At 63.4% G+C, this 24,162-nt stretch carries 27 protein-coding genes; 20 read left to right on the forward strand and 7 right to left on the reverse strand.

The window, feature by feature from the left end; translation table 11 throughout:
- Nucleotides 1-467: 467 nt before the first annotated feature.
- From QQK95_RS16710 to QQK95_RS16735, 6 genes are all read left to right on the forward strand, one after another.
- Nucleotides 468-2,099: a tlde1 domain-containing protein gene (locus tag QQK95_RS16710; RefSeq protein WP_284274593.1), complete on the forward strand. Its 1,632-nt coding sequence runs from the start codon at nucleotides 468-470 to the stop codon at nucleotides 2,097-2,099.
- A 126-nt stretch (nucleotides 2,100-2,225) separates the two neighbouring features.
- The gene (uvrB, locus tag QQK95_RS16715) at nucleotides 2,226-5,312 is read left to right on the forward strand and encodes an excinuclease ABC subunit UvrB (RefSeq protein WP_284274595.1); all 3,087 of its coding nucleotides are present in this window, start codon (nucleotides 2,226-2,228) and stop codon (nucleotides 5,310-5,312) included.
- 161 nt (nucleotides 5,313-5,473) lie between these two features.
- Entirely contained in the window at nucleotides 5,474-6,379 is a 906-nt protein-coding gene (locus QQK95_RS16720; RefSeq protein WP_284274597.1) for a DMT family transporter, read from the forward strand.
- A gap of 247 nt (nucleotides 6,380-6,626) precedes the next feature.
- Complete coding sequence (locus QQK95_RS16725; RefSeq protein ID WP_284274600.1) at nucleotides 6,627-8,150, forward strand: ABC-F family ATP-binding cassette domain-containing protein; 1,524 nt, start codon at nucleotides 6,627-6,629, stop codon at nucleotides 8,148-8,150.
- A 139-nt stretch (nucleotides 8,151-8,289) separates the two neighbouring features.
- The gene (locus QQK95_RS16730; RefSeq protein ID WP_284274602.1) at nucleotides 8,290-8,676 is read left to right on the forward strand and encodes a nuclear transport factor 2 family protein; all 387 of its coding nucleotides are present in this window, start codon (nucleotides 8,290-8,292) and stop codon (nucleotides 8,674-8,676) included.
- Nucleotides 8,677-8,768: 92 nt separating this feature from the next.
- Nucleotides 8,769-8,942 carry a hypothetical protein gene (locus QQK95_RS16735; RefSeq protein WP_284274604.1) on the forward strand — a complete coding sequence of 58 codons (174 nt, stop codon included), beginning with the start codon at nucleotides 8,769-8,771 and terminating at the stop codon, nucleotides 8,940-8,942.
- Nucleotides 8,943-8,991: 49 nt separating this feature from the next.
- Here the strand turns inward: QQK95_RS16735 and QQK95_RS16740 are convergent, their stop codons facing one another.
- Nucleotides 8,992-9,606, reverse strand: a complete 615-nt coding sequence (locus QQK95_RS16740) for a glutathione S-transferase family protein (RefSeq protein ID WP_284274607.1) — start codon at nucleotides 9,604-9,606, stop codon at nucleotides 8,992-8,994.
- Between the two features lie 244 nt (nucleotides 9,607-9,850).
- Between QQK95_RS16740 and QQK95_RS16745 the strand changes: the two genes are divergently transcribed.
- On the forward strand, nucleotides 9,851-10,273 hold the full coding sequence (locus QQK95_RS16745) for a VOC family protein (RefSeq protein WP_284274609.1): 423 nt from the start codon (nucleotides 9,851-9,853) through the stop codon (nucleotides 10,271-10,273).
- A 93-nt stretch (nucleotides 10,274-10,366) separates the two neighbouring features.
- A complete protein-coding gene (locus QQK95_RS16750; RefSeq protein WP_284274612.1) occupies nucleotides 10,367-10,720 on the forward strand; it encodes a DUF1428 domain-containing protein in 354 nt (117 codons plus the stop codon).
- Between the two features lie 130 nt (nucleotides 10,721-10,850).
- Here the strand turns inward: QQK95_RS16750 and QQK95_RS16755 are convergent, their stop codons facing one another.
- Nucleotides 10,851-12,629, reverse strand: coding sequence for a tetratricopeptide repeat-containing sulfotransferase family protein (locus QQK95_RS16755; protein ID WP_284274614.1), 1,779 nt, complete (start codon nucleotides 12,627-12,629; stop codon nucleotides 10,851-10,853).
- A 42-nt stretch (nucleotides 12,630-12,671) separates the two neighbouring features.
- Nucleotides 12,672-12,896 (reverse strand): hypothetical protein, encoded by a 225-nt coding sequence (locus QQK95_RS16760; protein WP_284274616.1) that lies wholly within the window; start codon nucleotides 12,894-12,896, stop codon nucleotides 12,672-12,674.
- A 326-nt stretch (nucleotides 12,897-13,222) separates the two neighbouring features.
- Here QQK95_RS16760 and QQK95_RS16765 point away from each other — a divergent pair, with 326 nt between their 5' ends.
- The 6 genes from QQK95_RS16765 to QQK95_RS16790 all read left to right on the forward strand — a co-directional run bounded on the left by QQK95_RS16765 (nucleotide 13,223) and on the right by QQK95_RS16790 (nucleotide 16,332).
- Nucleotides 13,223-13,429, forward strand: coding sequence for a cold-shock protein (locus QQK95_RS16765; protein WP_284274618.1), 207 nt, complete (start codon nucleotides 13,223-13,225; stop codon nucleotides 13,427-13,429).
- A 168-nt stretch (nucleotides 13,430-13,597) separates the two neighbouring features.
- Nucleotides 13,598-13,867 carry a hypothetical protein gene (locus QQK95_RS16770; protein ID WP_199644013.1) on the forward strand — a complete coding sequence of 90 codons (270 nt, stop codon included), beginning with the start codon at nucleotides 13,598-13,600 and terminating at the stop codon, nucleotides 13,865-13,867.
- The gene (locus QQK95_RS16775) at nucleotides 13,864-14,130 is read left to right on the forward strand and encodes a hypothetical protein (RefSeq protein WP_284274621.1); all 267 of its coding nucleotides are present in this window, start codon (nucleotides 13,864-13,866) and stop codon (nucleotides 14,128-14,130) included. Before QQK95_RS16770 ends, QQK95_RS16775 begins: the two co-directional genes overlap by 4 nt.
- Before the next feature lie 40 nt (nucleotides 14,131-14,170).
- Nucleotides 14,171-14,308: a hypothetical protein gene (locus tag QQK95_RS16780; protein ID WP_284274623.1), complete on the forward strand. Its 138-nt coding sequence runs from the start codon at nucleotides 14,171-14,173 to the stop codon at nucleotides 14,306-14,308.
- 96 nt (nucleotides 14,309-14,404) lie between these two features.
- Nucleotides 14,405-14,623: a hypothetical protein gene (locus QQK95_RS16785; protein ID WP_019860622.1), complete on the forward strand. Its 219-nt coding sequence runs from the start codon at nucleotides 14,405-14,407 to the stop codon at nucleotides 14,621-14,623.
- A 146-nt stretch (nucleotides 14,624-14,769) separates the two neighbouring features.
- Nucleotides 14,770-16,332 (forward strand): EAL domain-containing protein, encoded by a 1,563-nt coding sequence (locus tag QQK95_RS16790; protein WP_284274627.1) that lies wholly within the window; start codon nucleotides 14,770-14,772, stop codon nucleotides 16,330-16,332.
- A gap of 59 nt (nucleotides 16,333-16,391) precedes the next feature.
- Here the strand turns inward: QQK95_RS16790 and QQK95_RS16795 are convergent, their stop codons facing one another.
- Complete coding sequence (locus QQK95_RS16795) at nucleotides 16,392-16,805, reverse strand: Kazal-type serine protease inhibitor domain-containing protein (protein ID WP_284274630.1); 414 nt, start codon at nucleotides 16,803-16,805, stop codon at nucleotides 16,392-16,394.
- Between the two features lie 501 nt (nucleotides 16,806-17,306).
- Between QQK95_RS16795 and QQK95_RS16800 the strand changes: the two genes are divergently transcribed.
- From QQK95_RS16800 to QQK95_RS16810, 3 genes are all read left to right on the forward strand, one after another.
- On the forward strand, nucleotides 17,307-17,519 hold the full coding sequence (locus tag QQK95_RS16800) for a cold-shock protein (protein WP_006202520.1): 213 nt from the start codon (nucleotides 17,307-17,309) through the stop codon (nucleotides 17,517-17,519).
- Between the two features lie 317 nt (nucleotides 17,520-17,836).
- A complete protein-coding gene (locus tag QQK95_RS16805; RefSeq protein ID WP_008877668.1) occupies nucleotides 17,837-18,049 on the forward strand; it encodes a cold-shock protein in 213 nt (70 codons plus the stop codon).
- A 188-nt stretch (nucleotides 18,050-18,237) separates the two neighbouring features.
- Nucleotides 18,238-18,681 carry a BA14K family protein gene (locus QQK95_RS16810; RefSeq protein WP_284274705.1) on the forward strand — a complete coding sequence of 148 codons (444 nt, stop codon included), beginning with the start codon at nucleotides 18,238-18,240 and terminating at the stop codon, nucleotides 18,679-18,681.
- A 173-nt stretch (nucleotides 18,682-18,854) separates the two neighbouring features.
- On the opposite strand, the gene QQK95_RS16815 is transcribed toward QQK95_RS16810, so the two are convergent.
- From QQK95_RS16815 to QQK95_RS16825, 3 genes are all read right to left on the reverse strand, one after another.
- Nucleotides 18,855-19,493: an MBL fold metallo-hydrolase gene (locus QQK95_RS16815; protein WP_284274707.1), complete on the reverse strand. Its 639-nt coding sequence runs from the start codon at nucleotides 19,491-19,493 to the stop codon at nucleotides 18,855-18,857.
- Between the two features lie 142 nt (nucleotides 19,494-19,635).
- The gene (locus QQK95_RS16820; protein WP_140889270.1) at nucleotides 19,636-19,953 is read right to left on the reverse strand and encodes a hypothetical protein; all 318 of its coding nucleotides are present in this window, start codon (nucleotides 19,951-19,953) and stop codon (nucleotides 19,636-19,638) included.
- 145 nt (nucleotides 19,954-20,098) lie between these two features.
- On the reverse strand, nucleotides 20,099-20,992 hold the full coding sequence (locus QQK95_RS16825) for a branched-chain amino acid aminotransferase (protein ID WP_284274709.1): 894 nt from the start codon (nucleotides 20,990-20,992) through the stop codon (nucleotides 20,099-20,101).
- 260 nt (nucleotides 20,993-21,252) lie between these two features.
- Between QQK95_RS16825 and QQK95_RS16830 the strand changes: the two genes are divergently transcribed.
- The 3 genes from QQK95_RS16830 to QQK95_RS16840 all read left to right on the forward strand — a co-directional run bounded on the left by QQK95_RS16830 (nucleotide 21,253) and on the right by QQK95_RS16840 (nucleotide 24,055).
- On the forward strand, nucleotides 21,253-21,786 hold the full coding sequence (locus tag QQK95_RS16830) for a MarR family winged helix-turn-helix transcriptional regulator (protein ID WP_284274711.1): 534 nt from the start codon (nucleotides 21,253-21,255) through the stop codon (nucleotides 21,784-21,786).
- Nucleotides 21,773-22,492: a response regulator gene (locus tag QQK95_RS16835; RefSeq protein WP_115142172.1), complete on the forward strand. Its 720-nt coding sequence runs from the start codon at nucleotides 21,773-21,775 to the stop codon at nucleotides 22,490-22,492. Before QQK95_RS16830 ends, QQK95_RS16835 begins: the two co-directional genes overlap by 14 nt.
- Nucleotides 22,493-22,639: 147 nt before the next feature.
- A complete protein-coding gene (locus QQK95_RS16840) occupies nucleotides 22,640-24,055 on the forward strand; it encodes an ATP-binding protein (protein WP_284274717.1) in 1,416 nt (471 codons plus the stop codon).
- Nucleotides 24,056-24,162 lie beyond the last annotated feature (107 nt).

Here is a 24,162-nt window from a genome sequence, read left to right on the forward strand (position 1 = left end):
CCCGATTGCACCGCCTCCCAAAACGAGTCAATGGCCGGCGAGAGGCCGGCGTCCAGGCCGAAAAAATGTGGCAAGCGGGCAACAGTTTTGCCGATGCCATTGGCTTTTTCAGGACCATGGAACGGCGCGCCGCATTGCCGCAGGGCCGGCTGGAACGCCGCGGCCTTATATTAGCAGGGGCTGTTTTGCTTGACTCGGCCGGCAAAAACAGGCAGCAAACCTGGATCGGAAGGGCTGAAATACCGCGTGCATGATCGTGGACGAGCCTTTTTTGGCACAAAGTCCACGTCTCTCGGTTGGTTTTGAGAGGGATTGGTTAACCAACTTTGTCCATATTTTGAAGCAATCGGCAATCAACGACAGGCGCGGCAAACGCGTCGGGGACCACCCTGGGATCACTCGCAGAATGGTCGTCGCGGCTGACAAGGCCACGTACGGGGAAAACCGATTGGAGCGAGATTGGTTGCATGGCGTTGTTGAGTAAACACAAAATAATCCGGGACCAGCGCGAGGGCGGCGAGCTCGTCGATGCGCAGCGCATCCCTTCCTTCAACCCGAAACGGATCGTCCGCTGGGTCGCGGTGCCCGGTGCCAGCGCCGCTGTCGGCCTCTGGCTGATCGGCACCATGGCCGGCCTCAGCTCCGTCGGCGCCTCGCTGTCGGCGACATCGAGCAGCCTGCCGCAGACACTGGCCATGCCGGGCTCGCTGGCGATGGCCGATCCGCTGAAGCAGCATTTCCTGAGGTCTTCGGCGCCGTTCGTGCTGGCCAATGCCCATGGCGGCGCCCAGGCCCTGCACGATCATGCCGTGCAATGCGGCGCCACTTGCTTCAAGCTGGCCCGTGTGAGCCCGCTGGGTGAGAAATCCGCGCGCCTCGCTGTCCATGCAAGGCCCGAACAGCCAATCCTGAAATCGAAGGCGCAGGAGCGCTTCGAACGCATGGAGGCGTCGCTGTCGCCGACCAAGCTCGCCGCCGCCTTTGCCGGCGCCGGCAAGCCCGTCGCCACGGCCGAGGCGCGCCCTGTGATTTCCAGTGCCGCGCCGCAGATTACCGAGGCGTCACTGGTTCCGTCAGTCCAGGTGATGGCAAGCCTGTCGAACGACATGCCGGCTCCCATGGCGGAACGCTTCGCCCGTGCCGATACCGGCGCCGTGGTCCAGACCGCGCCGGCGCCGACGGGCCTCGGCCAGTCGCAGACGCCCGACAACACGCAGCTGGCGCTGGCCCTCGTCCAGTCGCTGCCGGTCGAGGACGAAGCATTTGCCTCGCCGCTGCCGATGACCGAATCCTCCGCCGATGTCGCGGTTGCACCTGCCGAGACCCAGCCGCAACAGCCCGGCGACGCCGCCTCGCTGCCGGATGCGCTGACCGACGACGTGCCGCTGCCGACCCGCCGCCCGCAATATGACGCGCCGCGGCAGCCAAAGGCCGTGGTGGAACAGGATGAACCGGCGCCACAGCCCAGGATTGGTCAGCCCAAGCTCGCGCAGCAGAAGCCGGCGCCGCAGGCAAAGCCGGTCCAGCAGGCCCAGCCGGCAAGGCCGGCCCGGGCAGGCCGGGCTGGCGAGGGCGGCGATGTGCTGGCCTATGCCAAGCCGGACACGCCCTCGGGCGGCCTTGGCCAAGCGTTCAGGAACCTCTTCAACGGACCGGGCGGCGGAAGCGGAGCCGGCCACGGCGTCGCCGTCTATGACATCAGCGCCAAGACCGTCTACATGCCGGATGGCCAGCGGCTCGAGGCGCATTCCGGTCTCGGCGCCATGGTCGACCAGCCACGCTATGTCCACGTGAAGGATCGTGGCCCGACGCCGCCCAACACCTACAATCTGTCGCTGCGTGAATCGCGCTTCCATGGCGTCGAGGCCCTGCGCCTGACGCCGGTGAACGGCGGCAACAAGTATAACCGCAACGGCCTGCTCGCCCACACCTACATGCTGCGCGGCGGCCGCGCCGAGTCCAATGGCTGCGTCGTCTTCAGGGACTATGCCCGCTTCCTCGCCGCCTTCAAGAAGGGCAAGGTCACACGTCTCGTCGTGGTGCCGCGCCTGAGCGGATCGCCGACCCAGGTGGCCACGGACAACGCCCGCGGCGCCTGACCGCGACCAGGCACCTCCTCGGCAACTGCCTCCTCCTGACAGCCTTCTGTCAGGAGCCGCATTCGGGCATGCGCCTCGCCGCATCGCGCTCTTTCCATTTTCGCCAAGACCTCCCATATTCGGGGCATGGCCAAATCCCCCGATAAAAGAACGCCGCCGACGGCGAATGACGACCGCGCCGCGCCGAAGCGGCGTAGCCCGCTGACCGATTTCCTCGACGCCTCGGAGCCGCTGCACAGAGGGGGCTTCGCCGAGATGCCGCAGCCCGGACTGTCGGGCACGCCGCTGACCGGCTCGATCGCCGACTGGGCCGAGCAGATCGAGCAGGAGGCAGAGCGCGATGGGCGCCAGGCCGGCAAGGGCGACGGCGGCAAAGCGCCAAAACCGTCGAAGAAGATTCCCGAGCGCTCCGCCGCGCCCGGACGCACGGCGCGCGGCACCTCGATGGGCGGCGCGGCCACTGCCCGTGAACGGACGGCCGCCGGGCTCAATCCGGTCGCCGGCCTCGACATCTCGCTGGAAGAAGCCGAGACGATGACGTCGAGCGGCGTCACCGCGACGGTCGCCGCGCTCTCGGCGCTGATCGAATCCGGCAATCCGCTGCACAAGGACGGCGTGTTGTGGACGCCGCACCGCCCTGCCCGGCCGGAAAAGTCGGAAGGCGGCATCGCCATCAAGATGGTGTCCGACTTCGAGCCGGCCGGCGACCAGCCGACCGCCATCAAGGACCTTGTCGAAGGCGTCGACAACAATGACCGCACCCAGGTGCTGCTCGGCGTCACCGGCTCCGGCAAAACCTTCACCATGGCTAAGGTGATCGAGGAGACGCAGCGCCCTGCCCTGATCCTGGCGCCCAACAAGACGCTGGCCGCGCAGCTCTATTCCGAGTTCAAGAAATTCTTCCCCGACAATGCGGTGGAGTATTTCGTCTCGTATTACGACTACTACCAGCCGGAAGCCTATGTTCCGCGCACCGACACCTTCATCGAGAAGGAATCCTCGATCAACGAACAGATCGACCGCATGCGCCACTCGGCGACGCGCTCGCTACTGGAGCGCGACGACGTCATCATTGTCGCCTCGGTGTCCTGCATCTACGGTATCGGTTCGGTCGAGACCTATACGGCGATGACCTTCCAGATGCAGATCGGCGACCGGCTCGACCAGCGCGCTCTGCTCGCCGACCTCGTCGCCCAGCAATACAAGCGCCAGGACATCAATTTCGTGCGCGGCTCGTTCCGCGTGCGCGGCGACACGATCGAGATCTTCCCGGCCCACCTTGAGGACCGCGCCTGGCGCATCTCGATGTTCGGCGACGAGATCGAGCAGATCACCGAGTTCGACCCGCTCACCGGCCAGAAGACCGGCGAGCTGAAAAGCGTCAAGATCTACGCCAATTCCCACTATGTGACGCCGCGCCCGACGCTCAACCAGGCGATCAAGTCGATCAAGGAAGAGCTCAAGCAGCGGCTGGTCGAACTCGAGCGCGCCGGCCGCCTGCTGGAAGCGCAGCGGCTGGAACAGCGCACGCGCTTCGACCTCGAAATGCTGGAGGCCACCGGCTCCTGCGCCGGCATCGAGAACTATTCGCGCTATCTCACCGGCCGCCAGCCGGGCGATCCGCCGCCGACCTTGTTCGAATACATTCCCGACAATGCGCTGGTCTTCATCGACGAAAGCCACGTCACCGTGCCACAGATCGGCGGCATGTACCGCGGCGACTTCAGGCGCAAGGCGACGCTGGCGGAGTATGGCTTCCGTCTGCCCTCCTGCATGGACAACCGGCCGCTGCGCTTCGAGGAATGGGACGCCATGCGTCCGCTCTCCGTCGCCGTTTCGGCGACTCCGGGCGGTTGGGAAATGGAACAGTCCGGCGGCGTCTTCGCCGAGCAGGTCATCCGCCCGACCGGCCTGATCGACCCGCCGGTCGAGGTGCGCCCGGCGAAAAGCCAGGTCGACGATGTCGTCGGCGAAATCCGCGAAACGACCAAGGCCGGCTACCGCACGCTGGTCACCGTGCTGACCAAGCGCATGGCCGAGGACCTGACCGAATATCTGCACGAACAGGGCGTGCGCGTGCGCTACATGCACTCCGACATCGACACGCTGGAGCGCATCGAGATCCTGCGCGATTTGCGTCTCGGCGCCTTCGACGTGCTGGTCGGCATCAACCTGCTGCGTGAAGGCCTCGACATCCCCGAATGCGGCTTCGTCGCCATTCTCGATGCCGACAAGGAAGGGTTCCTGCGCTCGGAAACCTCGCTCATCCAGACCATCGGCCGCGCCGCCCGCAACGTCGACGGCAAGGTCATCCTCTATGCCGACCAGGTCACCGGCTCGATGGAGCGGGCGATGGCCGAGACCAACCGTCGTCGCGAGAAGCAGATGGAGTGGAACGCCGCCAACGGCATCACGCCGGAATCGGTCAAGTCGCGCATCTCCGACATTCTGGACTCGGTCTACGAGAAGGACCATGTCCGCGCCGACATCTCGCAGTTCACCGACAGCGCCGGCGCCATGATGGGCAACAATCTCAAGGCGCATCTCGACGCGATGGAAAAACAGATGCGCGACGCCGCCGCCAATCTCGACTTCGAGAAGGCCGCCCGCATCCGCGACGAGATCAAGCGCCTGCGCGAGATGGAACTGTCCATATCCGAAGACCCGCTGGCCAAATATGCCGACATGGAAAGCCCGGTCTCGGGCCGCGAAAAGGGCAAGCACAACAAGGGCGTGGCCAAGCATCGCACGGCGGAGGAACAGGAGCGTTTCCGCAAGCTCGACGAAGCACGCGCCGCCGAAGAGGCGGCCAGGGCTGCCCGGCCCAACCTATTCCGCAAGCCTGATCTCGACGAGATGGGCGCCGACGGCGCCGTGCCGGTGAAAAAGCCGCTGTTCGCCAAGCCGTCGATCGACGACATGGGACCTGGCACCGACATGCCGACGCCGGCAGGGGCCGTGTCACGCTCGCTGTTCAAGAAACAATCGGCGTCCGAAGCGCATGGCTCCGACTTCGGTATTCCGGGCGAGCCGGTCAAGCCGCTGTTCAAGAAGAACTCGCTGGACGAGATGACCGTGCGGCGCACGGAGACCCCAATCGAAGGCGAGAAGCCGGTCAAGCGCGAACGCGCCGGCATTGGTTCCTATGAGGATCCGGGCGATGCGCGCCGCGAAAAGCGCCGGCCAGGCAAGACGGGTCGGCCGGGCAAGTAGAGCGCCTTTCCCTTCTCCCCTGAGGGAGAAGGGAAAGCGCTCCACGAGTGCACCTTAAGTCGGAACTGCCTCTGGACTATGCGCTCGCGCTTGCCGCCAGGCGGCGGAAGCGATACGCACGGCTGCAATCCTGCCTCTGCACGCTCCGCACCGAATCCCCCATGAAACCCAGGGACATCTCAGCCTACGCCTTCCTGGCCGTCACCTGGGGCCTGTCGTTTCTCGTCCTGCTCAAAGTCGTACACGCCTTCGGCTGGGTCGGCGCCGTGACCTTGCGCTCGCTGATCGCCGGCATCACGCTCTTCCTGTTGGCGGCGGCGACGCGGCGCCGGCTCGATTTCAGCGCCGGCTGGCGGCACTTCGCCGTGGTTGGCGCGACGACGGTCGCGGCGCAGCTGATCGGCCTGTCCTACGCCACGCCGCGTATCGGCACCGCGATGGCGGCCATCCTCGTTGCCGCGATCCCGCTGTTCTCGATGATCCTTGGCCAGTTATGGGGTCTCGAGCGCATCACCGTTCGCGGGCTGGCTGGCTTGCTGCTCGGCGCCGCGGGTATCGTGGTCCTGGTCGGCTTCCCTTCTGTGCCGATCACGCCGTCCTTCGCCTTCGGCTGCGCCGCCTCGTTGTTCAGCTCCTTCTCCGCCGCCTTCGGCAGCAACTACGCCAATCGCCATCTGCGCTCGGCCGGCTCGTTCGAACTCACCGGCGCCGCTTTCCTGTTCGGTGGGCTGATGACGCTGCCGTTGCTGCTGGCCGTGCCGGTTCCGGCCATGCCGCGTCCTGTCGATTTCCTCTACCTCGCCCTTCTCGCCTGCGTGATGAGCGCGCTGACCTATGTCGTCTATTTCCGGCTGGTGGCCAGCATTGGAGCGACCAGGACGATCAGCGTCGAATTCGCCGTGACCACGATCGCCGTACTGGTTGGCACTGTCATGCTTGGCGAGTCGCTGACCATCATCCAGGGTTTCGGCGCAGCGGCGATCATCGGCGGCTGCATATTGGTGCTGGATCCGTTCCCGCGCCGCATGAAGGCGGCGGCCTTGCCATCCGCCCCGCCCTTGGTGTAATCGCTTCGCACAATCGAACGTCTGAAAGGAGGGCTCACGTGTTCACGTTTCATCGTCACCATCGTCAGCGTGGCCCGATTTCTGCCCTGCAAGCCAGCTTGCAGGGCTGACCAGGGACGGTCCGGGTTTTTCCCGCTTCGATTTTTTGGTCTGCCCTTCGTGGTGCCGCAACGCAGAGCCTGATGGCCAGCAAGCGCACCGTCAAAGTGCATTGAGCCGTATATCGGCCAAGACCAGAGAAATCCAAATGGCCCTGATCAGCCTCAAATCCCTCGGCGTCACCATGAGTGCGCCGCTCTTCTCCAATCTCGACCTCACAATCGGCGGCGGTGACCGACTCGGCATCGTTGCCGCCAACGGCCGTGGCAAGTCGACCCTGCTCAAATGCCTGACCGGCGAGATGGAGCCGACATCAGGCGACATCACCCGCACGCGCGGCTTGCGCGTCGGCCATGTCGAGCAGTCCGTTCCCCCTGCCCTTCTCGGCAGCACCTTCCATCAGGTGGTGGCCGACGCCTTGCCCGCTGAGCAGGCCGAAAGCGAGATGTGGCGCATCGACGTGGTGCTGGATTCGCTCGATGTGCCCGAGGCGATGCGCGAGCGGGAAATGCAGGCGCTGAGCGGCGGCTGGCAAAGGCTGGCGCTGATCGCCCGCGTCTGGGTGACCGATCCCGACGTGTTGCTGCTCGACGAACCGACCAACCATCTCGACCTTGCCCGCATAAGCCAGCTGGAAAGCTGGCTGAACGCACTGCCGCGCGAAGTGCCCGTCGTCATCGCCAGCCACGACCGTGCCTTCCTCGACGCCACCACCAACCGGACGCTGTTCCTGCGGCCGGAGCAGTCGCCGGTGTTTGCCTTGCCCTACTCCCGCGCCAGGCAAGCGCTCGACGAGGTCGACGCCTCGACGGCGCGCAAGTTCGAGCGCGACATGAAGGTCGCCCAGCAGCTGCGAAAGCAGGCCGCCAAGCTCAACAACATCGGCATCAATTCCGGCAGCGACCTTTTGGTGGTGAAAACCAAGCAGCTCAGGGAACGGGCGGAGAAGCTCGAAGAGGCGGCGGTATCAGCACATCGCGAAAAATCGGCCGGAGCGATCCGGCTTGCCAATCGCGGCACCCACGCCAAGGTGCTGATCACGCTCGACGATACGGCCGTGGAAACGCCCGACGGCACGCTTCTGTTCAGGACTGGCAAGCGCCATATCTGCCAGGGCGACCGCATCGTGCTGCTCGGCCGCAATGGCGTCGGCAAGTCGCGCTTCGTCAGCCTGATCCGCAGCGCCATCGCCGAGCCCGACGCGGTCGCGAACGTGAAGGTGACGCCGTCGACGGTGCTCGGCTATAGCGACCAGGCGCTGTCGGGCATCAGCGGCGACGACACGCCGCTGGCGATGGTCTCGCGCCGCTACGATGTCGGCGAACAGCGCGCCCGCTCGCTGCTTGCCGGCGCCGGCGTGGTCATCGAGATGCAGGAGAAAAAGATCGGCGTGCTGTCCGGCGGCCAGAAGGCGCGGCTGATGATGCTGGCGCTCAGGCTCGCCAACCCCAACTTCTATCTGCTCGACGAGCCGACAAACCATCTCGACATCGATGGCCAGGAAGCACTGGAGGAGGAATTGCTCAAGCACCAGGCAAGCTGCGTGCTCGCCTCGCATGACCGCTCCTTCATCCGCGCCATCGGCAACCGCTTCTGGCTGATCGAGAAGCGGAAGCTGACGGAGGTCGAGGACCCGGAAGGGTTCTTCCGCGAGGTGGCCGAAGGGGCCTAAATGACGACACTACACACGCGCGGGCCGGCACTGCAAAATAGTCCCGGCCTGCAAGGAAGTATTAGCTTGCAATAATACTTTCCTGTCGCCCGAAAAAGGCGCATCCTGCCCCCTCGCAAACCGAGGGAGGAAACCGGTCATGCGCGGGGTGGACGTCGTCAAGAATCTTTATGATGCTTATGCAAAACGCGACATCGTGGGCGCGCTGGGCCACTGTTCCGATGATGTCGTCTTCCGCTGGGTCGCAGAACCGCATGCACCTTTCATCGCGGCGGGCAACGGCAAACAGCAATTCCTCGACCGCCTCATGTCGCTGGACAAGGATTTCGAATACCGGAGCTTCGTCCCGATCGAATACATCGATGGTGGCGACAAGGTTGCGGCGCAGGTCGAAATCCATCTGACGCACAGAACCACCGGCCAGGAGCTTGTCATGCATACCGCTGACTTCTGGACGATACGCGACGGCAAGATCATCGCGATGGTGGAGTATTACGACACCGCGCTGGCCGCCTCGGTCCTCTGAAATAATTTCGGGGCCCTGTCGGATCACCTGAACCTGCCGCGTCCTTGGGATGCCGACACGATGATGCCGGCTTCATCCGAGGAGAAAGCATCATGTCCATTCTGTCATCCCTGGGTCGCGTTGCCACCCGTTACGTACAGAACCGCGCCCGGCACCGCAGCGAGCGCGAACTGCTGTCCCTGCCGATCGAACTGCGCAAGGATATCGGCTGGCCGGAAATCGTCATCAACGCGCAAAACGCCCCGCGGATCCGCAGGGCGCCCTGACCATGCGGTCGGAAAATATCGATGCGGGTCACCACGGGGCGACCGTTGCTCAATCATGTGTGTCGCCGGAAAGCGGCGTCGCCTGCATCGACGCGCGCTTTTCGAAAGCCTCGAACCACCGCGTCAGCCGCGCCCGCGCGCGAAACGGCGGAAGATGGCGGAACGCCATCCAGGACAGCGTGGTGGCGAGCGCTATATGGCCGACATGCAGCGGCGCTTCGTCGTCCAGGGCGCCTTCGATCCAGTCGTAGCTCGCCTCGATCTTGTCCCGGTATCCCTGCGCAAGAGCGCCATAGCGCAGCGGTTCGGGTCTCCTTTCCGTCTCCCAGCGCAAGGCGATGCCCGTCTGCGCCAGGCCTTGGGCGACCGATTGCAGCCGCAACGCCTGCCAACGTGTCTCGCCGTCCCGCGGCAGCAGCTTGCGGCCCTCATGCAGCGTGTCGAGATAGGCGCAGATGACATCGGAATCGAAGATCGCCGATGCGCCTGGCCGCAGCAATACCGGCACCTTGCCGAGTGGGTTTTCGGCGTAGACACGATCGTTGCGCAAGGTCGGACTGGTTTCGTGATGGATGACCTCGAGCCGATCGGCAATGCCGGCCTCATGCGCGAAGACCAGCGCCTTGCGCGCGAAAGGTGAGTGGGTCTGATAATAGAGGATCATGGTCGTCTCAGGGGTTCAGGAAGCGGCGCGTGATCCACCCTTTCTAGCTTGCGGGCTGCGAGAATTGCGCTCTGATTGAGGGCCGCGGGCGCAAGTTCGTTTCACGCCTTCCGTTCAAGCCGCCGCTTGTACGGCCCGTCGGAGACTGGCTCGCCAAAAAAATTCGCGCGGCCATGTAGGATTGCCGTCTCCTCGTGCGTCCTTTGGTTCGCAAGGCCAAGCCGAACGCAAAGAGGAGCAAGACATGACTGACCAGACCCCCGTTCAGCCCAGGGCAGAAGTGCTCGGCGGATTGACCCCCTATCTGCAGGTGGACGGCGCCTTCAAGGCCGCCGATTTCTACAAGAAGGCCTTTGGCGCCAAGCAGGTCTTCGCCTACCCGGCCGACGAGCAGGGCCGCACCATGCACATCCATCTCCACGTCAACGGCTCGACGCTGATGCTGGGCGATGCCTATCCCGAGCACGGCCATCCGCACAAGGCGGCGCAAGGCTACACGCTGCAGCTCCATCTCGACGATGGCGACATCGACGACTGGTGGCAGCGCGCCGTCGATGCCGGCTGCGAAGTGGTCACGCCGCTGCAGGTGATGTTCTGGGGCGACCGCTGGGGCCAGCTGAACGATCCGTTCGGCGTCGCCTGGGCGATGAACGCGCCCGTGAAGTAGCGAGCAGGCGTCGCCCGTCAGGGCTGACGCGCTCACCGCGCCGGGTCGTATCCCCGCCGACCCGGCGCCCGGTTTTCAGCAAAGGAGTTCACCATGTCCTATGTCGATGGTTTCGTGCTTGCCGTGCCAAAGGCCAAACTCGACGACTACAAGAAACTGGCCAACCTCGCAGGCCCCATATGGATGGAGCACGGTGCACTGGCCTATGTCGAATGCATCGGCGACGACATTCCCTACGGGGAACTGACCTCGTTTCCACGTGCCGTTCAGGCAACTGACGACGAGATCGTCGTCTTCGCCTGGGCGGTTTACGAATCCAGGCAAAGCCGCGACACGGTGATGGCCAAGGTGATGGCCGACCCGCGTTTGACACCCGATATGGGCGCCATGCCGTTCGACATGAAGCGGATGATCTTCGGCGGCTTCCAGCCCTTCATCGAGCTCTGAATTGCTCTGCCCCAAGGTAGGTTGAGATTGAGGTCAGGCCGTTTCCGAGAACCGGAACGGAACGTACTTCAAGTACGTGAGTACCGGAAGCGGAGAGAACCGCCGCTCTCGGCTCGGCCTCACCGCAATATCAGTCCAGCTTGTCGAGGAGCGGCTTCAGCCGGTCGCCATAGCGTTTCCACAGGTCGACCGAGCCTTGATACATAGGCTGGCGCACCTGCGCGGCGGACGCCGTGCGCACCGGCCGGTCGGTCTCGTGGAACGACAGCACGGCATCGTCCCATGGCAGGCCGAGATAGTCGATGAGCGCCCGGCTCTGGCCTTCCTGGTCGGCGACGAAATCCTCGTAGCGCACATCATGCACGACGCCGGGCAGCACCTTGTGCCAATGCGCCATGATGTCGGTGTAGAGATTGTGGAAGTCGGCGAGCTCGCCGAGGTCATAGCCATAGCGGTGGCTGTCGCCGCGGAAATGCACCTTGTAGATCGACAGGCAGGTTGCCGCCGCATCGCGGGCGCAATGGATGATCCTGGCCTTCGGCATCATCATATGGATGAAGCCGACAAGCAGGAAATTGCCCGGCATCTTGTCGGTGACGTGGCTGACATGCGGATAGCGGGCATGCAGCATGTCGAGATAGGCCCGGCCCGCCTCGGCGAAATCCGCATCGTCCGTATCCGATACGCCCCACGGAAAGCCACCTGGCATGGTCGCCGGGAACTGCTTGCCGACCGCGTTCTTCAGGATGCTGAGCTCGCCCGCGCCATAGACCTGCGGATGGCTGGCGATGATCTGCTCGACCAGCGTCGTGCCCGAACGCGGCATGCCGACGACGAAGATCGGCGCGTCATCGGTGATCGGGCTCGGTCTGTGCCTTTCGAAGAAGCCGGCATCGAACACCGTCTTCATCGCCGCGAATTCCTCGCGCGTCCTGACGGGATCATAGTTGATCCCCTTGCGGCGAATGGCATTGCCTTCGGCGAAATAGTCGAAGGCCTTCTCATAATCCTTCAAGTCGTCATTGGCCTTGCCGAGGCCGAACGACAGCTGCATGCGCGCCAGGCTGTCCTGCGGCACCTTGGCGTGCTGCGCTTCCATGCCGGCCAATTCGGCATCGCGCTCCTTCTGGCGCTTGACCTGCGACAACATCAGCCAGGCCTTGGCCATGCCCGGGTTGACCGCCAGCGCCTGCCGGAACAGGTCGGCCGCCTCGTCGAGCTTGCCCTTTTCCATCAGCCCGACGCCGAGCCCGTGCAGAAGGTCGGCATCCCTGGGGCGGATGGTCAGCGACTCGCGAAACACAGCCAGCGCCTCGTCCAGGCGAGCGGCTTCCTGCAGGGTTTCGGCAAGCCCGATGCGGGCGCGCACATGGAAGGGATTGCGCGCGACCGTGCCGCGGTAAATCTCTTCGGCCTCCTCGAACCGGCCGATCTGCTTCAGCGACGAGCCGAGATTGTCGCGCGCGGCGAGCTGCTCCGGCCGCAGATCCACCGCGCCGCGGAAGAAGTCGATTGCCGCGGTGACACGGCCGAGATCGCGCATCACCGTACCGAAATTGTTGAGGAAATCGGCGTTCGTCGGCTGCAGGCTCACCGACCGCTCGATGAGATCCAACCCTTCTTCGCTGCGCCCGGTCTGGTGCAGCAGCAGCCCCAGGAAATGCGCCGCCGCCGCGTGTTTGGGCTGGCGCGCCAACAACTGCCGATAGATCGATTCTGCCTCTTGCCGGCGCCCGGCCTGGTGCAGTTGCAGGGCCTGCTGGACATACTGGTCGAGACCCAGCGGCGGCTGTCCGCCCGCGCCAGACCTTGTCCCCGCACTCGCCGCTCGTCTTTGATCTCTGTTAATGGGAAACCTGCCGTGTTTGTCCGCCTGCTGCGATCTAGGCCATTGGCGCGGCAGGTTCAAGTCTTCGCAGGGTTCCGAGGTCTTTCGGGATGCCTTGAGCGATCAGATCAGGCGGTTGGTCTCGGCAACCTGCCTCGCCCGCCTCACCGTGCCATCGGTATCGGAGATCGTCCGCCTTGCCGCCTCATCGCTTCTGATGGTCAGCCGTGCCGACTTGACGATGATGGGCTGGCCGGTGGGACCAACGGCAATGGCGTGGATGGCGATTGGCTTGATGACCGGATTGACCGCGACGGTCTTACCCCTTGAGCCTCTTGTGGAAACCATGGTTCGTCCTCATTCTAGAGTAAATAAAAATATGTGCGCAGAGGAAATACCTCGGCGCGCTCTCAAGATTTTTTTGAAATATGCGCAACCCATAGCAGAAATATCTGAACGCATATAGCGATCTATTTTTCGATCAGAGCGGGATTGATTTCTGAATCACCTTGAACAGGGACCCCAATCGATCTATATAGAGAAGATCGTTTTGGCCAGAATTGGCATCTCGCGGCGTCAGAGGTTCTCGACCCGCCAATCTCATCCCAAATCGTCGATACTGGACGCACGGCACGTTCGCCCTGCGACGATTTTTCAATCCGCGAAAGACAGATATGACCACCGGAATCGTGAAATTCTACAATGGCCAGAAGGGTTTTGGCTTCATTCAGCCAGCCGAAGGCGGCAAGGACGTCTTCGTCCATGTCAGCGCGCTGGAGCGTGCCGGCTTTCCCGGCCTCGCCGAGGGCCAGAAGCTGCAGTTCGACCTGGAGCCTGACGGCAAGGGCCGCGAGTCCGCCGCCAATCTGCAACTGATCTGATCCGGCCGAATTCGATGAACGCTGACCACGGATGTACTGGCAGCTCTCGAAAGCGGCTTATTTCCAGCGATTGCCGGAAATAGAAAAGCGGGGCTCGTCCCCGCTTTTTTGCGTTCAGGCCGCTGTTTTACGTGACGCCCAAGGCGTGAACCAACCAAGGCCAGGACAATGCCGGACCGCACCACCCATTCCATCGCCCATTTCACGGCATCCTTCATGCTGGGAGGCCTGGAAGGACCGTTGCCGGCCGGCGACTACGACATCGATCATGATGAAGAGCTGATCGAGGGCATGTCACGCATCGCCTGGCGCCGCGTCGCCACCTTCATCCACCTGCCCGCAAGGGCGGTGAAGAATCCCACAACCAGCCAGCTTGTCGCCATCGACCACCTCGAACTCGAATCCGCGCTGAAGCGCGACCGGGAGAATGCAGCATGATCCGTTTCCAGCAGAATGCGCGTCCGCGCACCGATACGCCCTCGCATCTTTTCGCCATCGGCCAGACGGTGCGCATGAAGAGCCGCACCGGCCTCGTCCAGAAGACGGCGGAACTGTTCCAGATCAAGAGCAGGCTGCCGGTCAAGGACGGCTCGCCGCAATACCGTATCCGCAGCGAGCAGGAGACCCACGAGCGGGTCACCACGGAAGACAATCTGGAACCGGCCGACAATCCGGCTGTCGCCAACAACCCGTCGATCTGAGCCCCCCGAACGGCCAACCAACACGAACAAGGAGCAGTCCATGTCCAAAGGTCAACAGCGAAGCAATCGCGAAGCGCGCAAGCCGAAGAAAGACAAGGTGGTGGCCAAGCCCGCCTCCCCGTTCGGTTCGTCGGTCAAGCAGGCCGAGAGCGGCCTGAAGCCGAAGCCCAAGGGCTGACAGCCTTGGGGCGCGCCTCGCATGCGCCCCATCCCCTGCCTTGGGCAGGCGATGAACTGACAACAGGCCCATCCAAGTCCTGCCACGGAGGCTCGCTTGAACTTCGTCATCGAGTTCTACCGGTCGCGTGACGCCGAGGAGGCAACGCTCGACAAGGTGTCGCTGGAAGCGCCGACCTTGCGCGCCGCCTTGCAGGCCGCGGCCGCACTCTTCCACACGCTCGCAATGCCGCAAATCCCCGACCGCCTGCGCATTTCCGATGAGCACGGCAGCGAGCTCTATGCCGGGCCGGCCGATGGAGCCTATCCATCCTAGCCGGCTGTTGAAGAAGCCGCGCTTGCCGCGGGCCCCATTAAAGTTCGTGTAAGGACGAAGACATAAGATCCGCCTGCCGCCGAAATCGGGGGCTCGAGACTATTTCAGCTGGCAAGATCGCCGGCCACGGCCGAGGCAGGAGGCGCATGGACAGGCCACGCATCATCGTGACGGCGGTGGTGCTGGGCTTGGCTGGCGCCATCGCGCCCATCGCGGCGATGTTTCACCTTTCATGGATCCAGGCCGTCCAGAACGAACACGAACGGCTGCATCTGTTCGCCAGCCGCGCCATCGCCAGGGCCGACATGTCACTCGACGAAGCGCGGGATGCCTTGCGGCAGATCGGCCGGTTCACCGGCATCCCCTGTTCGGCGGACCACATCGCCCGCATGCGGCAGCTCACCATCAACACACGCACCATCGAGGAAATGGGCTATTTCGAAAATGGCCTGCTCAAATGCTCGTCATGGGGACCGACCGACGGCCGCGTCGCGCAATCGAAGCCGGACTTCGTCACCAGCGACGGCATTGCCGTCACCGCTCGCATGCAGCCGGTGATGAGCGCGGGCCACACGCTGATGGCGCTGCGCTACAAGGACCACAACGCCCTTGTCGATCCGGTGCGCTTTGCCGACATTATCGTCGACCCCGGCGTCCAACTTGCCCTGACGACGGAAAACGGCATTCTGGTCGGCGCGCTGAACGGCCCCGATCCCGCCCGCATCGGCAAGATCGTCGCCGGTCCTGAAGAAGGCATGGACGACGATCTCCTGTTTGCCACGGCGCGCGGGACCGGCTGGATCGCCGTCGCCACCGAACCGCAAAGCCAGATCCTGGACGGCGTGCGCCGGCAACAGCGTCTGCTGCTCCCGCTTGGCGCCTTCATTGCCGCCTTCATCATCGGCCTGGTCGTCTGGCTGTCGCGAAGGCGGCTTTCGCCCCTGGGCGAATTGCAGATCGCCGTGCGCAAGCGCGAATTCATCGTCCACTATCAGCCGATCGTCGAACTCAGGACCGGCATTTGCATCGGCGCGGAAGCGCTGGTGCGCTGGAAGCGGCCAGACGGATCCCTGGTCCGGCCCGATCATTTCATTCCGCTTGCCGAGGAGAGCGGACTGATCACGGCGATCACCGATCAGGTCATTGCGCTCGTCGTGTCCGATCTCAACAGCCTTCTGGTTGCCGATCGTTCCCTTCACATCGCCATCAACCTCAGCGCGACCGACGTCGGCACGGAGCGGGTTCTGCCGGTTATCTCTAAGGCGCTGCAGCATACGGGAATCCAGCCGCGGCAGATCTGGCTCGAGGCGACGGAGCGCGGCTTCGTGGATATCGAGGCGGCGCGATCGACGCTCGCGCGTGCCCGCGAACTTGGCCATGCGGTGGTGATCGACGACTTCGGCACCGGCTATTCGAGCCTGTCCTATCTCGAAGGGCTGCCGCTGGATGCACTCAAGATCGACAAGTCGTTCATCGACACGATCAGCACGAACTCCGCCACCAGCTCGGTCACGCCGCACATCATCGACATGGCCAAGACGCTGAAGCTGAAGATTGTCGCCGAAGGCGTCGAAACGCGGGCCCAGGCCGATTACCTCAAGGAACGCGATGTCGACTACGGCCAGGGCTGGCTGTTCGCCGGGCCCATGCCCGCGGCCGAGTTCATTGCCTATTGCCGGCGGGCGAAAGTGCCGGCTGGCAAGGCCTAACTCTTGTTTCAAGCAGCATCCGCCTTCTCCCCTGCGTAGGAGAAGGCGGACCTGCCGTCTCAGCACGGGCCATCGCCGACGATGCGGTAGTCCGCGGCGCGGGCTTCGCAGGCATTGGAGAAGCTGCGCATCTCGCCATGGCGGCGGGCGCAGACGGGGGCGTATTCGCGGGTGCAGAACGTCTGCTCTTCGCCACCACCACCATCGCCGCCGTCGCCGCGGCAGGGGCCGTCGCGCACGATGCGGTAGCCGGCGCGGTCCGCGAGGCAGCTATTGGCAAAGGTCTGGCGGTCGCCGCCGCGCCGGGCGCAGACCGGCTCGTATTGCCTGGTGCAGAATTCCGGTTCGGGACGCGGCGGACGCGGGCGTGGTCCCGGCCCGTCATCGACGACCACGGTGCAGGCGGCCAGAATCGCCGACAGGAACAGGACGGCAAACCCTTGCCGCGAAAAAACCGACGCCAGGAATTTCATGGTGATTTCTCCCTCGATCCCATCCCCGATCGCGATCCTCGCCATTCCCCTGCCAAATGCAACGCAGCCTGATGCAACCGCGGTTGCGACGAAACGGCGGTTACAGGCCATGACCGGCGTCCGCTGGCGACACTGGCCCATGCGCGATCCCCTTCGTGGGTCAATGACCGGCCCGGCAACGAGGCCTATTTGCGGCCCGTCGACGCTCAGATCGGTCGATTCTTGCGTCGGGATGCGCTCAGTGTGGCGGCCCGCGGCGCTATCTTGCAACCTTCACGTTTCCGTGCGATAAATTCCGTGTTCGGGCATTTGCGACCCGGAGAGCGGAACGTTTTGGACGACCTTTCCCCGATACTGTGAATCTCTGACGGCCCCGTTTTTCGGCGGGGGGTTTGACCATGCGCCAATGCATGACTGCCGAAAGCAACCACCGGGAACTGCCCTCGACGCCAGGTGGCGGGCAGGACCACCAAAGACTGAACGGGTGAAGGAGTTTCCCCAATGGCCCAGACCGGCACCGTTAAATTCTTCAACGCGACCAAAGGCTTCGGTTTCATCACGCCCGACGGCGGCGCCAAGGACGTGTTCGTCCATATTTCCGCGATCGAGGCATCGGGCCTGCGCACGCTCGTCGACGGCCAGAAGGTCACCTTCGACGTCGAGCCGGACCGCATGGGCAAGGGCCCGAAGGCGGTCAACCTCCGCGCTGCCTGAACCTTCGGCGCCGCGCGTCCCTGACGGCGAGCGAACGAGGGTTCGCAGCTTGCCCAGCCTGTGGGCACGCAGACAGATTTTTGAAAGGCGCGGCGATTTTCGTCGCGCCTTTTTTCATACCCGCGGCGCAGCATAAGTGCATGTAGCCCGGAAGTGGATCCGGCTCCCGGTCAACGACATGCATCACAACAAGGGCTTAAGGCGCTTTAAGTGCCCGCAAAACTTTCTCTTGCCGATGACGCTAAAATAAAGGACAAATTTCCTCTCGGGCATTTGCCGGCCCGAGACTGGAGTTTATGGGATCAAAGGAGTTTCCCATGCCGCAGACCGGCACCGTCAAATTCTTCAACCATGCCAAAGGCTTCGGCTTCATCACGCCGGACGATGGCGCGAAGGATGTCTTCGTCCATATTTCGGCCGTGCAGGCGTCGGGTCTTCCCGGTCTCGAAGATGGGCAGAAAGTAACATTCGACACCGAGCCGGACAAGCGCGGCAAGGGACCCAAGGCCGTCAACCTGTCGGTCGGCTGAGCCGGCTTCAGACTGTCGGCTCCAGCAGGGCAGCCCAGCTCGATCGGAGCCTGGTTCTTGACGCTCCCTCTTAGCCGGCAGGTCGAAATCCGTTCAGCCTCCGTTCAGCCACGGTCGCATATTAGTCTTGGGTAAAGCCGGACCGCATCCCCTGCAAAACTGCACGGTCTGGTACGAAGGAGACCAAGATGAACAGAATTTTCAAGACAGCCGTGCTGTCCGCCGCCATGGCCGCTACCATGCTTGTGGCCCTGCCCGCGGCCAATGCCGATGAATGGCGTCATCACCGCCACCACGGTAATGGCGACGCCATTGCCGCCGGCGTGCTTGGCCTTGCCGCCGGCGCCCTGATCGGTGGCGCGCTGGCCAATGACCAGCCACCGCCTGACGCTAACCGCTACTACGGTGACGGTTACTACAATGACGGTTACTACGATCGTGACGTGCGGATCCGCCCGGCACCGGTTCGCCGCTACTACGCGGAGCCTCGGGTGGTCTATGCCGATCGCTATGCCGAACCGTGGACGCGTGACTGGTACGAATACTGCTCGGACCGCTACCGCAGCTTCAACTCCCGCACCGGCACCTTCACCGGCAATGACGGCGAGCAGCATTTCTGCACTGCAAACTGAGTATGTCGCCCAAAAGCGCGCAGCGGTTTTGGGATAGCGACTTGGACCAAACTAAATTCTGAAGCGCGAAAGCGCTTAGGGCTTCCCTGCCCCGAACAAGAAGGGCGCTGACCGCAAGGCCAGCGCTCTTTTGTTTTGACCCTACGACCTCGGGTGGAGGCGCTGATCCTAGTCTAGACTAGGAAGGGGTTGGTCCGCCGCTCCTCGCCAAAACGGCCGCCAGGGCCGTGGCCGCAGATGAAGCCGATGTCATCGCCAAGCGGCAGGAGTTTCTCCTTGATCGAGGCGATCAGCGTCGCGTGGTCGCCGCCCGGCAGGTCGGTGCGGCCGACCGAGCCACGGAACAGCACATCGCCGACATGGGCGAACTTGGCCGCGCGGTTGTAATAGACGACGTGGCCGGGCGCGTGGCCGGGGCAATGCAGCACCTCGAACAAATGGCCGCCGAAGGACACGGTCTCGCCTTCGGTGAGGAACCGGTCGGGCACGCAGTTGCGCGCGCCGTCAATGCCGTAGCGCCTGCCCTGGTTCTCCAGATTGTCGAGCAAGGGCTTGTCGGCTGCATGCGGGCCGATGATATCGAGGCCGAGCGCTTCCTTCAGCTCCATGGCGCCGCCGGCATGGTCGATATGGCCGTGCGTGATCCAGATCGCCTCGGCGGTGATCGCATTGTCCTTCAGTACCGCCAGCACCTTGTCGATGTCGCCACCCGGATCGACGACGACGCCGTGCTTGTCGTCCATGTCGAACAGGATGGTGCAATTCTGCTGGAACGGTGTGACCGGCACGATGCCGGCATTGAGCTGACCCATGTTCGTCCTTTCGATGTTCACGCGGTGATGTAGAGACGTCGGTTAAAGGCGTCCACCCCTCGAAACACGAACAGTCAGACGTTGCACAAACGGAAATGGGCGGCCGAAGCCGCCCATTTGAACAGACCTGAGACAGTCAGACTTACTTCTTCATGGCGCCCATGACCGCGCCGATGATCCCGGTCAGGATCGCGCCACCGCCGGCGCCGCCAACGATGTTGTTGAGGTTGAGCGCACTGCCGAGACCGCTCGTCGCTGCAGCGGCCGCTGCCGGATCGACGGCGCCGTGGCCAAGCAGGCTGCCGAGGATCGCCGCTCCGCCGACGCCGCCAATGGCACCGCCCAGGATTTTGGGCAGCTGACCCATCGCAGCGTTCTTGAGTGCAACACCGACCGCCTGACCACCGATGATACCCGTAATCACCTGTACAATGATCGGAAGAAGCGTGTTCATGTCCATATGATTAGTCCCTCCATAGCTGCCAGCCTCCCGGGCCGACACCATCATGAGACGCCGAATTGACTGAAAGTCAAATGCAGAAACGCTGAAATAAAAGGGGCGGCTCGAAAACCGCCCCTGCTTGCGCGAAAAGCTGTGACTATCGTTATTCTGCGGCGATCGCGTGCTTTGGCTGAACGGCCGCAGAATAGTCATTCATGAGGTTCTTGGCGATGTCGCCAACCTCGAATCGGTAAGGTCCAATCTCCGAAACCGGCGTTACTTCCGCCGCCGTTCCGGTCAGGAAGCATTGTTCGAAGCCTTCGAGTTCTTCCGGCAGGATAGCGCGTTCGATCACGTCCAGGCCACGGTCCCTGGCGAGCCCGATGACCGTGCGGCGGGTGATGCCGTCGAGGAAGCAATCAGGCTTGGGCGTATGGATCTTGCCGTCCTTGACGAAGAAGATATTGGCGCCGGTTGCCTCGGCAACCTGGCCGCGCCAGTCGAGCATCATGGCGTCGGCATAGCCTTTTGCTTCGGCGGCGTGCTTGGACATGGTGCAGATCATGTAGAGACCGGCGGCCTTCGACTTCGACGGCGCCGTGCGCGGGTCGGGCCGGCGCCATTCCGCGACATCGAGGCGGATGCCCTTCAGCTTCTGCGCCGGATCGAAATAGCTCGGCCACTGCCAGATGGCGATGGCGACGTTGATGCGGTTGTTCTGCGCCGAAACGCCCATCTGCTCGCTGCCGCGCCAGGCGATCGGCCGGACATAGGCATCCTGAAACCCTTGCTTCTTCAACAGCGTGGTCGAGGCGTCGTTGAGCTCGGCGACCGAATAGGGAATCTTGAAGCCGAGCAGGCGCGCCGATTCATGCAGGCGCTCGGTGTGCTCGTTGAGCTTGAAGATCTCGCCGCCATAGGCGCGCTCGCCCTCGAAGACCGCGCTGGCGTAGTGCAGACCGTGCGTCAGAACATGGATCTTGGCGTCGCCCCACGCAACGAATTCGCCATTCATCCAGATGAAGCCGTCCAGTTGATCGAAGGGAACGGATGCCATGGTAACCTCCCGCGGGTCGCGGCCCGCATATCCTTGGTGTCGTAGCGTGTTCTTTTTGGCCGCGCCGTGTGATTGGGGAGCCGGCCAGTGTTGCGAAGCGTAGGCGGATAATCGCGCTCTGGCAAACTCAGGAAGTTCCGGAAAAACCGGCCTGCCTTGCCTTTTCGTTCGCAATCCGCCCAAAAGCTTGTCAAAAATTACCATTGCAGGGAAATTACGTCAATAGTACTGACATAATCTCCCGTTCCCATGGAGAAATGATGACGGATCGAAGCCCAGCCGCCGGAAAGCCGATCAGGACCGCGATGTCAGTCGAGGACGGCATAGACTTCGCCATCATCGAACTGTTCTTCTTTGCCTATCGCGACTTCACCTCCGATCCCGATCAGATCCTGGCAGATTATGGCTTCGGCCGTGCCCACCACCGGGTGCTGCATTTCGTCAACCGCCGGCCGGGCCTGACGGTCGCCGAACTGCTCGACGTGCTGAAGATCACCAAGCAGAGCCTGGCGCGCGTGCTCAAGCAACTGATCGACACCGACCATGTCGTGCAATTGCAAGGTCCGCGCGACCGCCGCCAGCGCGAACTTTATCCCACCGCCAAGGGCCGCGCCCTGGCGCTGGCCCTGGCGCGGCCACAGTCACGCCGCATCCGTGCTGCATTGGAAGATTCCAGCGCCACCGAACGGGCCTTGGTGGAACGCTTCCTCGAAGCGATGGTCAATCCGGAACTGAGAGCTCAGATCGACGTTGGGTCCGCAAAAATGTCAGGAAAAAGCCATGGAGAGCACTGAGAGGGTCGATCAGGCGGCCGCACCGGACGACGACGCGCCGCATCTGCTTGTGGTCGACGACGACACCCGCATCCGCAATCTTCTCAAACAGTATCTGACCGAAAACGGCTTTCGCGTCACCGTTGCCGGCAATGCCGGCGAGGCCAGGCGCAAGCTCGCCGGCCTCGACTTCGACCTGCTTGTGCTCGACGTCATGATGCCCGGCGAAAGCGGCGTCGATCTCACCAAATCGCTGCGCGCCGAAAAGAACGTGCCGATCCTGATGCTGACCGCGCTTTCGGAAACCGACAGCCGCATCTCCGGACTGGAGGCCGGCGCCGACGACTATCTGCCAAAACCCTTCGATCCGCGCGAACTGATCCTGCGCATCAACAACATCCTGCGCCGCGGCGGCCCGGCGACCACGCCCAAGGTCGAACAGCTGGTCTTCGGCCCCTACACCTTCCAGATCGCCAGGCGTGAACTGAAGCGCGGCGGCGAGGCGCTGAAGCTGACCGATCGCGAGCAGGAGATCCTGGCGATCTTTGCCGCGCGGGCCGGAGAGACCATCCCGCGCCACGAACTGGTCGGCGACGATTCGGAGGTCGGCGAGCGCACCATCGACGTGCAGATCAACCGGCTGCGCCGCAAGATCGAGCGCGATCCGTCCAACCCGGTCTGGCTGCAGACCGTTCGCGGTATTGGGTATCGGCTTAGCGTGGAATAGAATACCGGCCGCGGCTCTAGGGCATGATCCCGAAAAGTGGGAACCGATTTTCGGAAAAGATCATGCTCCAACAAAGAGTTAGATCAGGAAGACGATCCAACGGAACGTCATCCTGATCGAGGGCCGCGGGCGAAATGAAAAGAGCCAATGGCGACGACGGAACTGGAAGGGCCGGGACCTGACGGCTTGAGCGCACGCGCCACGCGAACGCTCAAGGCGGTGCCGCGCATCTGGAACCGGTTCTGGCGCCTCGTTTCGCTCTACATGCCCAAGCGCCTTTACGCGCGCTCGCTGATCATCGTCATCGCGCCGATGATCCTTCTGCAATCGGTGGTCGCTTTCGTCTTCATGGAGCGTCATTGGGCAACGGTGACGCAGCGCCTGTCGCAGGCCACCGTGCGCGACATCGCCGCCATCATCGACCTGATCGAGACCTACCCGCACGACGCCGACTACGCCAACGTCATCCGCATCGCCCAGGACCGCATGCAGCTGAAGGTCGATCTGCTGCCCCCGGATCCCTTGCCGCCGCCCGGTCCAAAACCGTTCTTCTCGATCCTCGACGACGTTCTCTCGTCCGAGATCACCCGCCAGATCAACCGGCCGTTCTGGATCGACACGGTCGGCAATTCCAACATCGTCGAGGTGCGCGTCCAGCTCGAGAACAAGGTGCTGCGCGTCTTCGTGCGCCGCAGCCAGGCCTATGCCTCCAACACCCACATCTTCCTGATCTGGATGGTCGGCACCTCGCTGGTGCTCCTGATGATCGCCATCCCCTTCCTGCGCAACCAGATCCGGCCGATCCTGACGCTTGCCGAGGCCGCCGAAAGCTTCGGCAAGGGCCGGCCGATGCCGCGCGATTTTCGCCCGCGCGGTGCCGAGGAGGTTCGCCGCGCCGGCTTTGCCTTCATCCAGATGCGCGAACGCATCGAGCGCCAGATCGACCAGCGCACCGCCATGCTGACCGGCGTCAGCCATGATCTCAGGACCATCCTCACCCGCTTCAAGCTGCAATTGGCGCTGGCCGGCGGCAAGGCCGAGACCAAGGCGGCGCTCAACCAGGACATCGACGACATGCAGTCGATGCTGGAAGGCTATCTCGCCTTTGCCCGCGGCGAAGCCTTGGAGGACCCGGGACGTTTCGATCTCGAAGCCTATTTCCAGAAGCTCAGCGACGAGGCCGCCTTGCGCAAATGCAAGCTGTCGACGACGCTTTCCGGCGATCCGACCGTGCATGTCAGGCCGAACGCCTTCGCGCGGCTGTTGTCCAACGTCATCGGCAATGCCTTCCGCTATGCCAAGACGGTGGAGGTCAGCGCCGATCACGGCCGTGGCTCGCTCGTGGTCACCGTCGACGACAATGGTCCCGGCATTCCGGCCGACAGGCGCGAGGACGTCTTCAAGCCCTTCGTGCGGCTCGACGAAGCCCGCAACCTCGATGCCAGCGGCACCGGGCTCGGCCTTTCGATCGCCCGCGACATCGCCCGCAGCCATGGCGGCGACATCACCCTCGACGACAGCCCGCTCGGCGGCCTGCGCGCGGTGATCAAGGTTCCAGCCTAGGCGGAGCATGATCCCGAAAAGTGGAAACCGGTTTTCGGATAAGATCATGCTCCCGGAAGGACTGCTTCATCCGCCCGTCATGAAATCATGGTGAAGAGCGCGCATGA

This window comes from Mesorhizobium huakuii (assembly GCF_030160235.1).
Lineage (GTDB): Bacteria > Pseudomonadota > Alphaproteobacteria > Rhizobiales > Rhizobiaceae > Mesorhizobium > Mesorhizobium huakuii.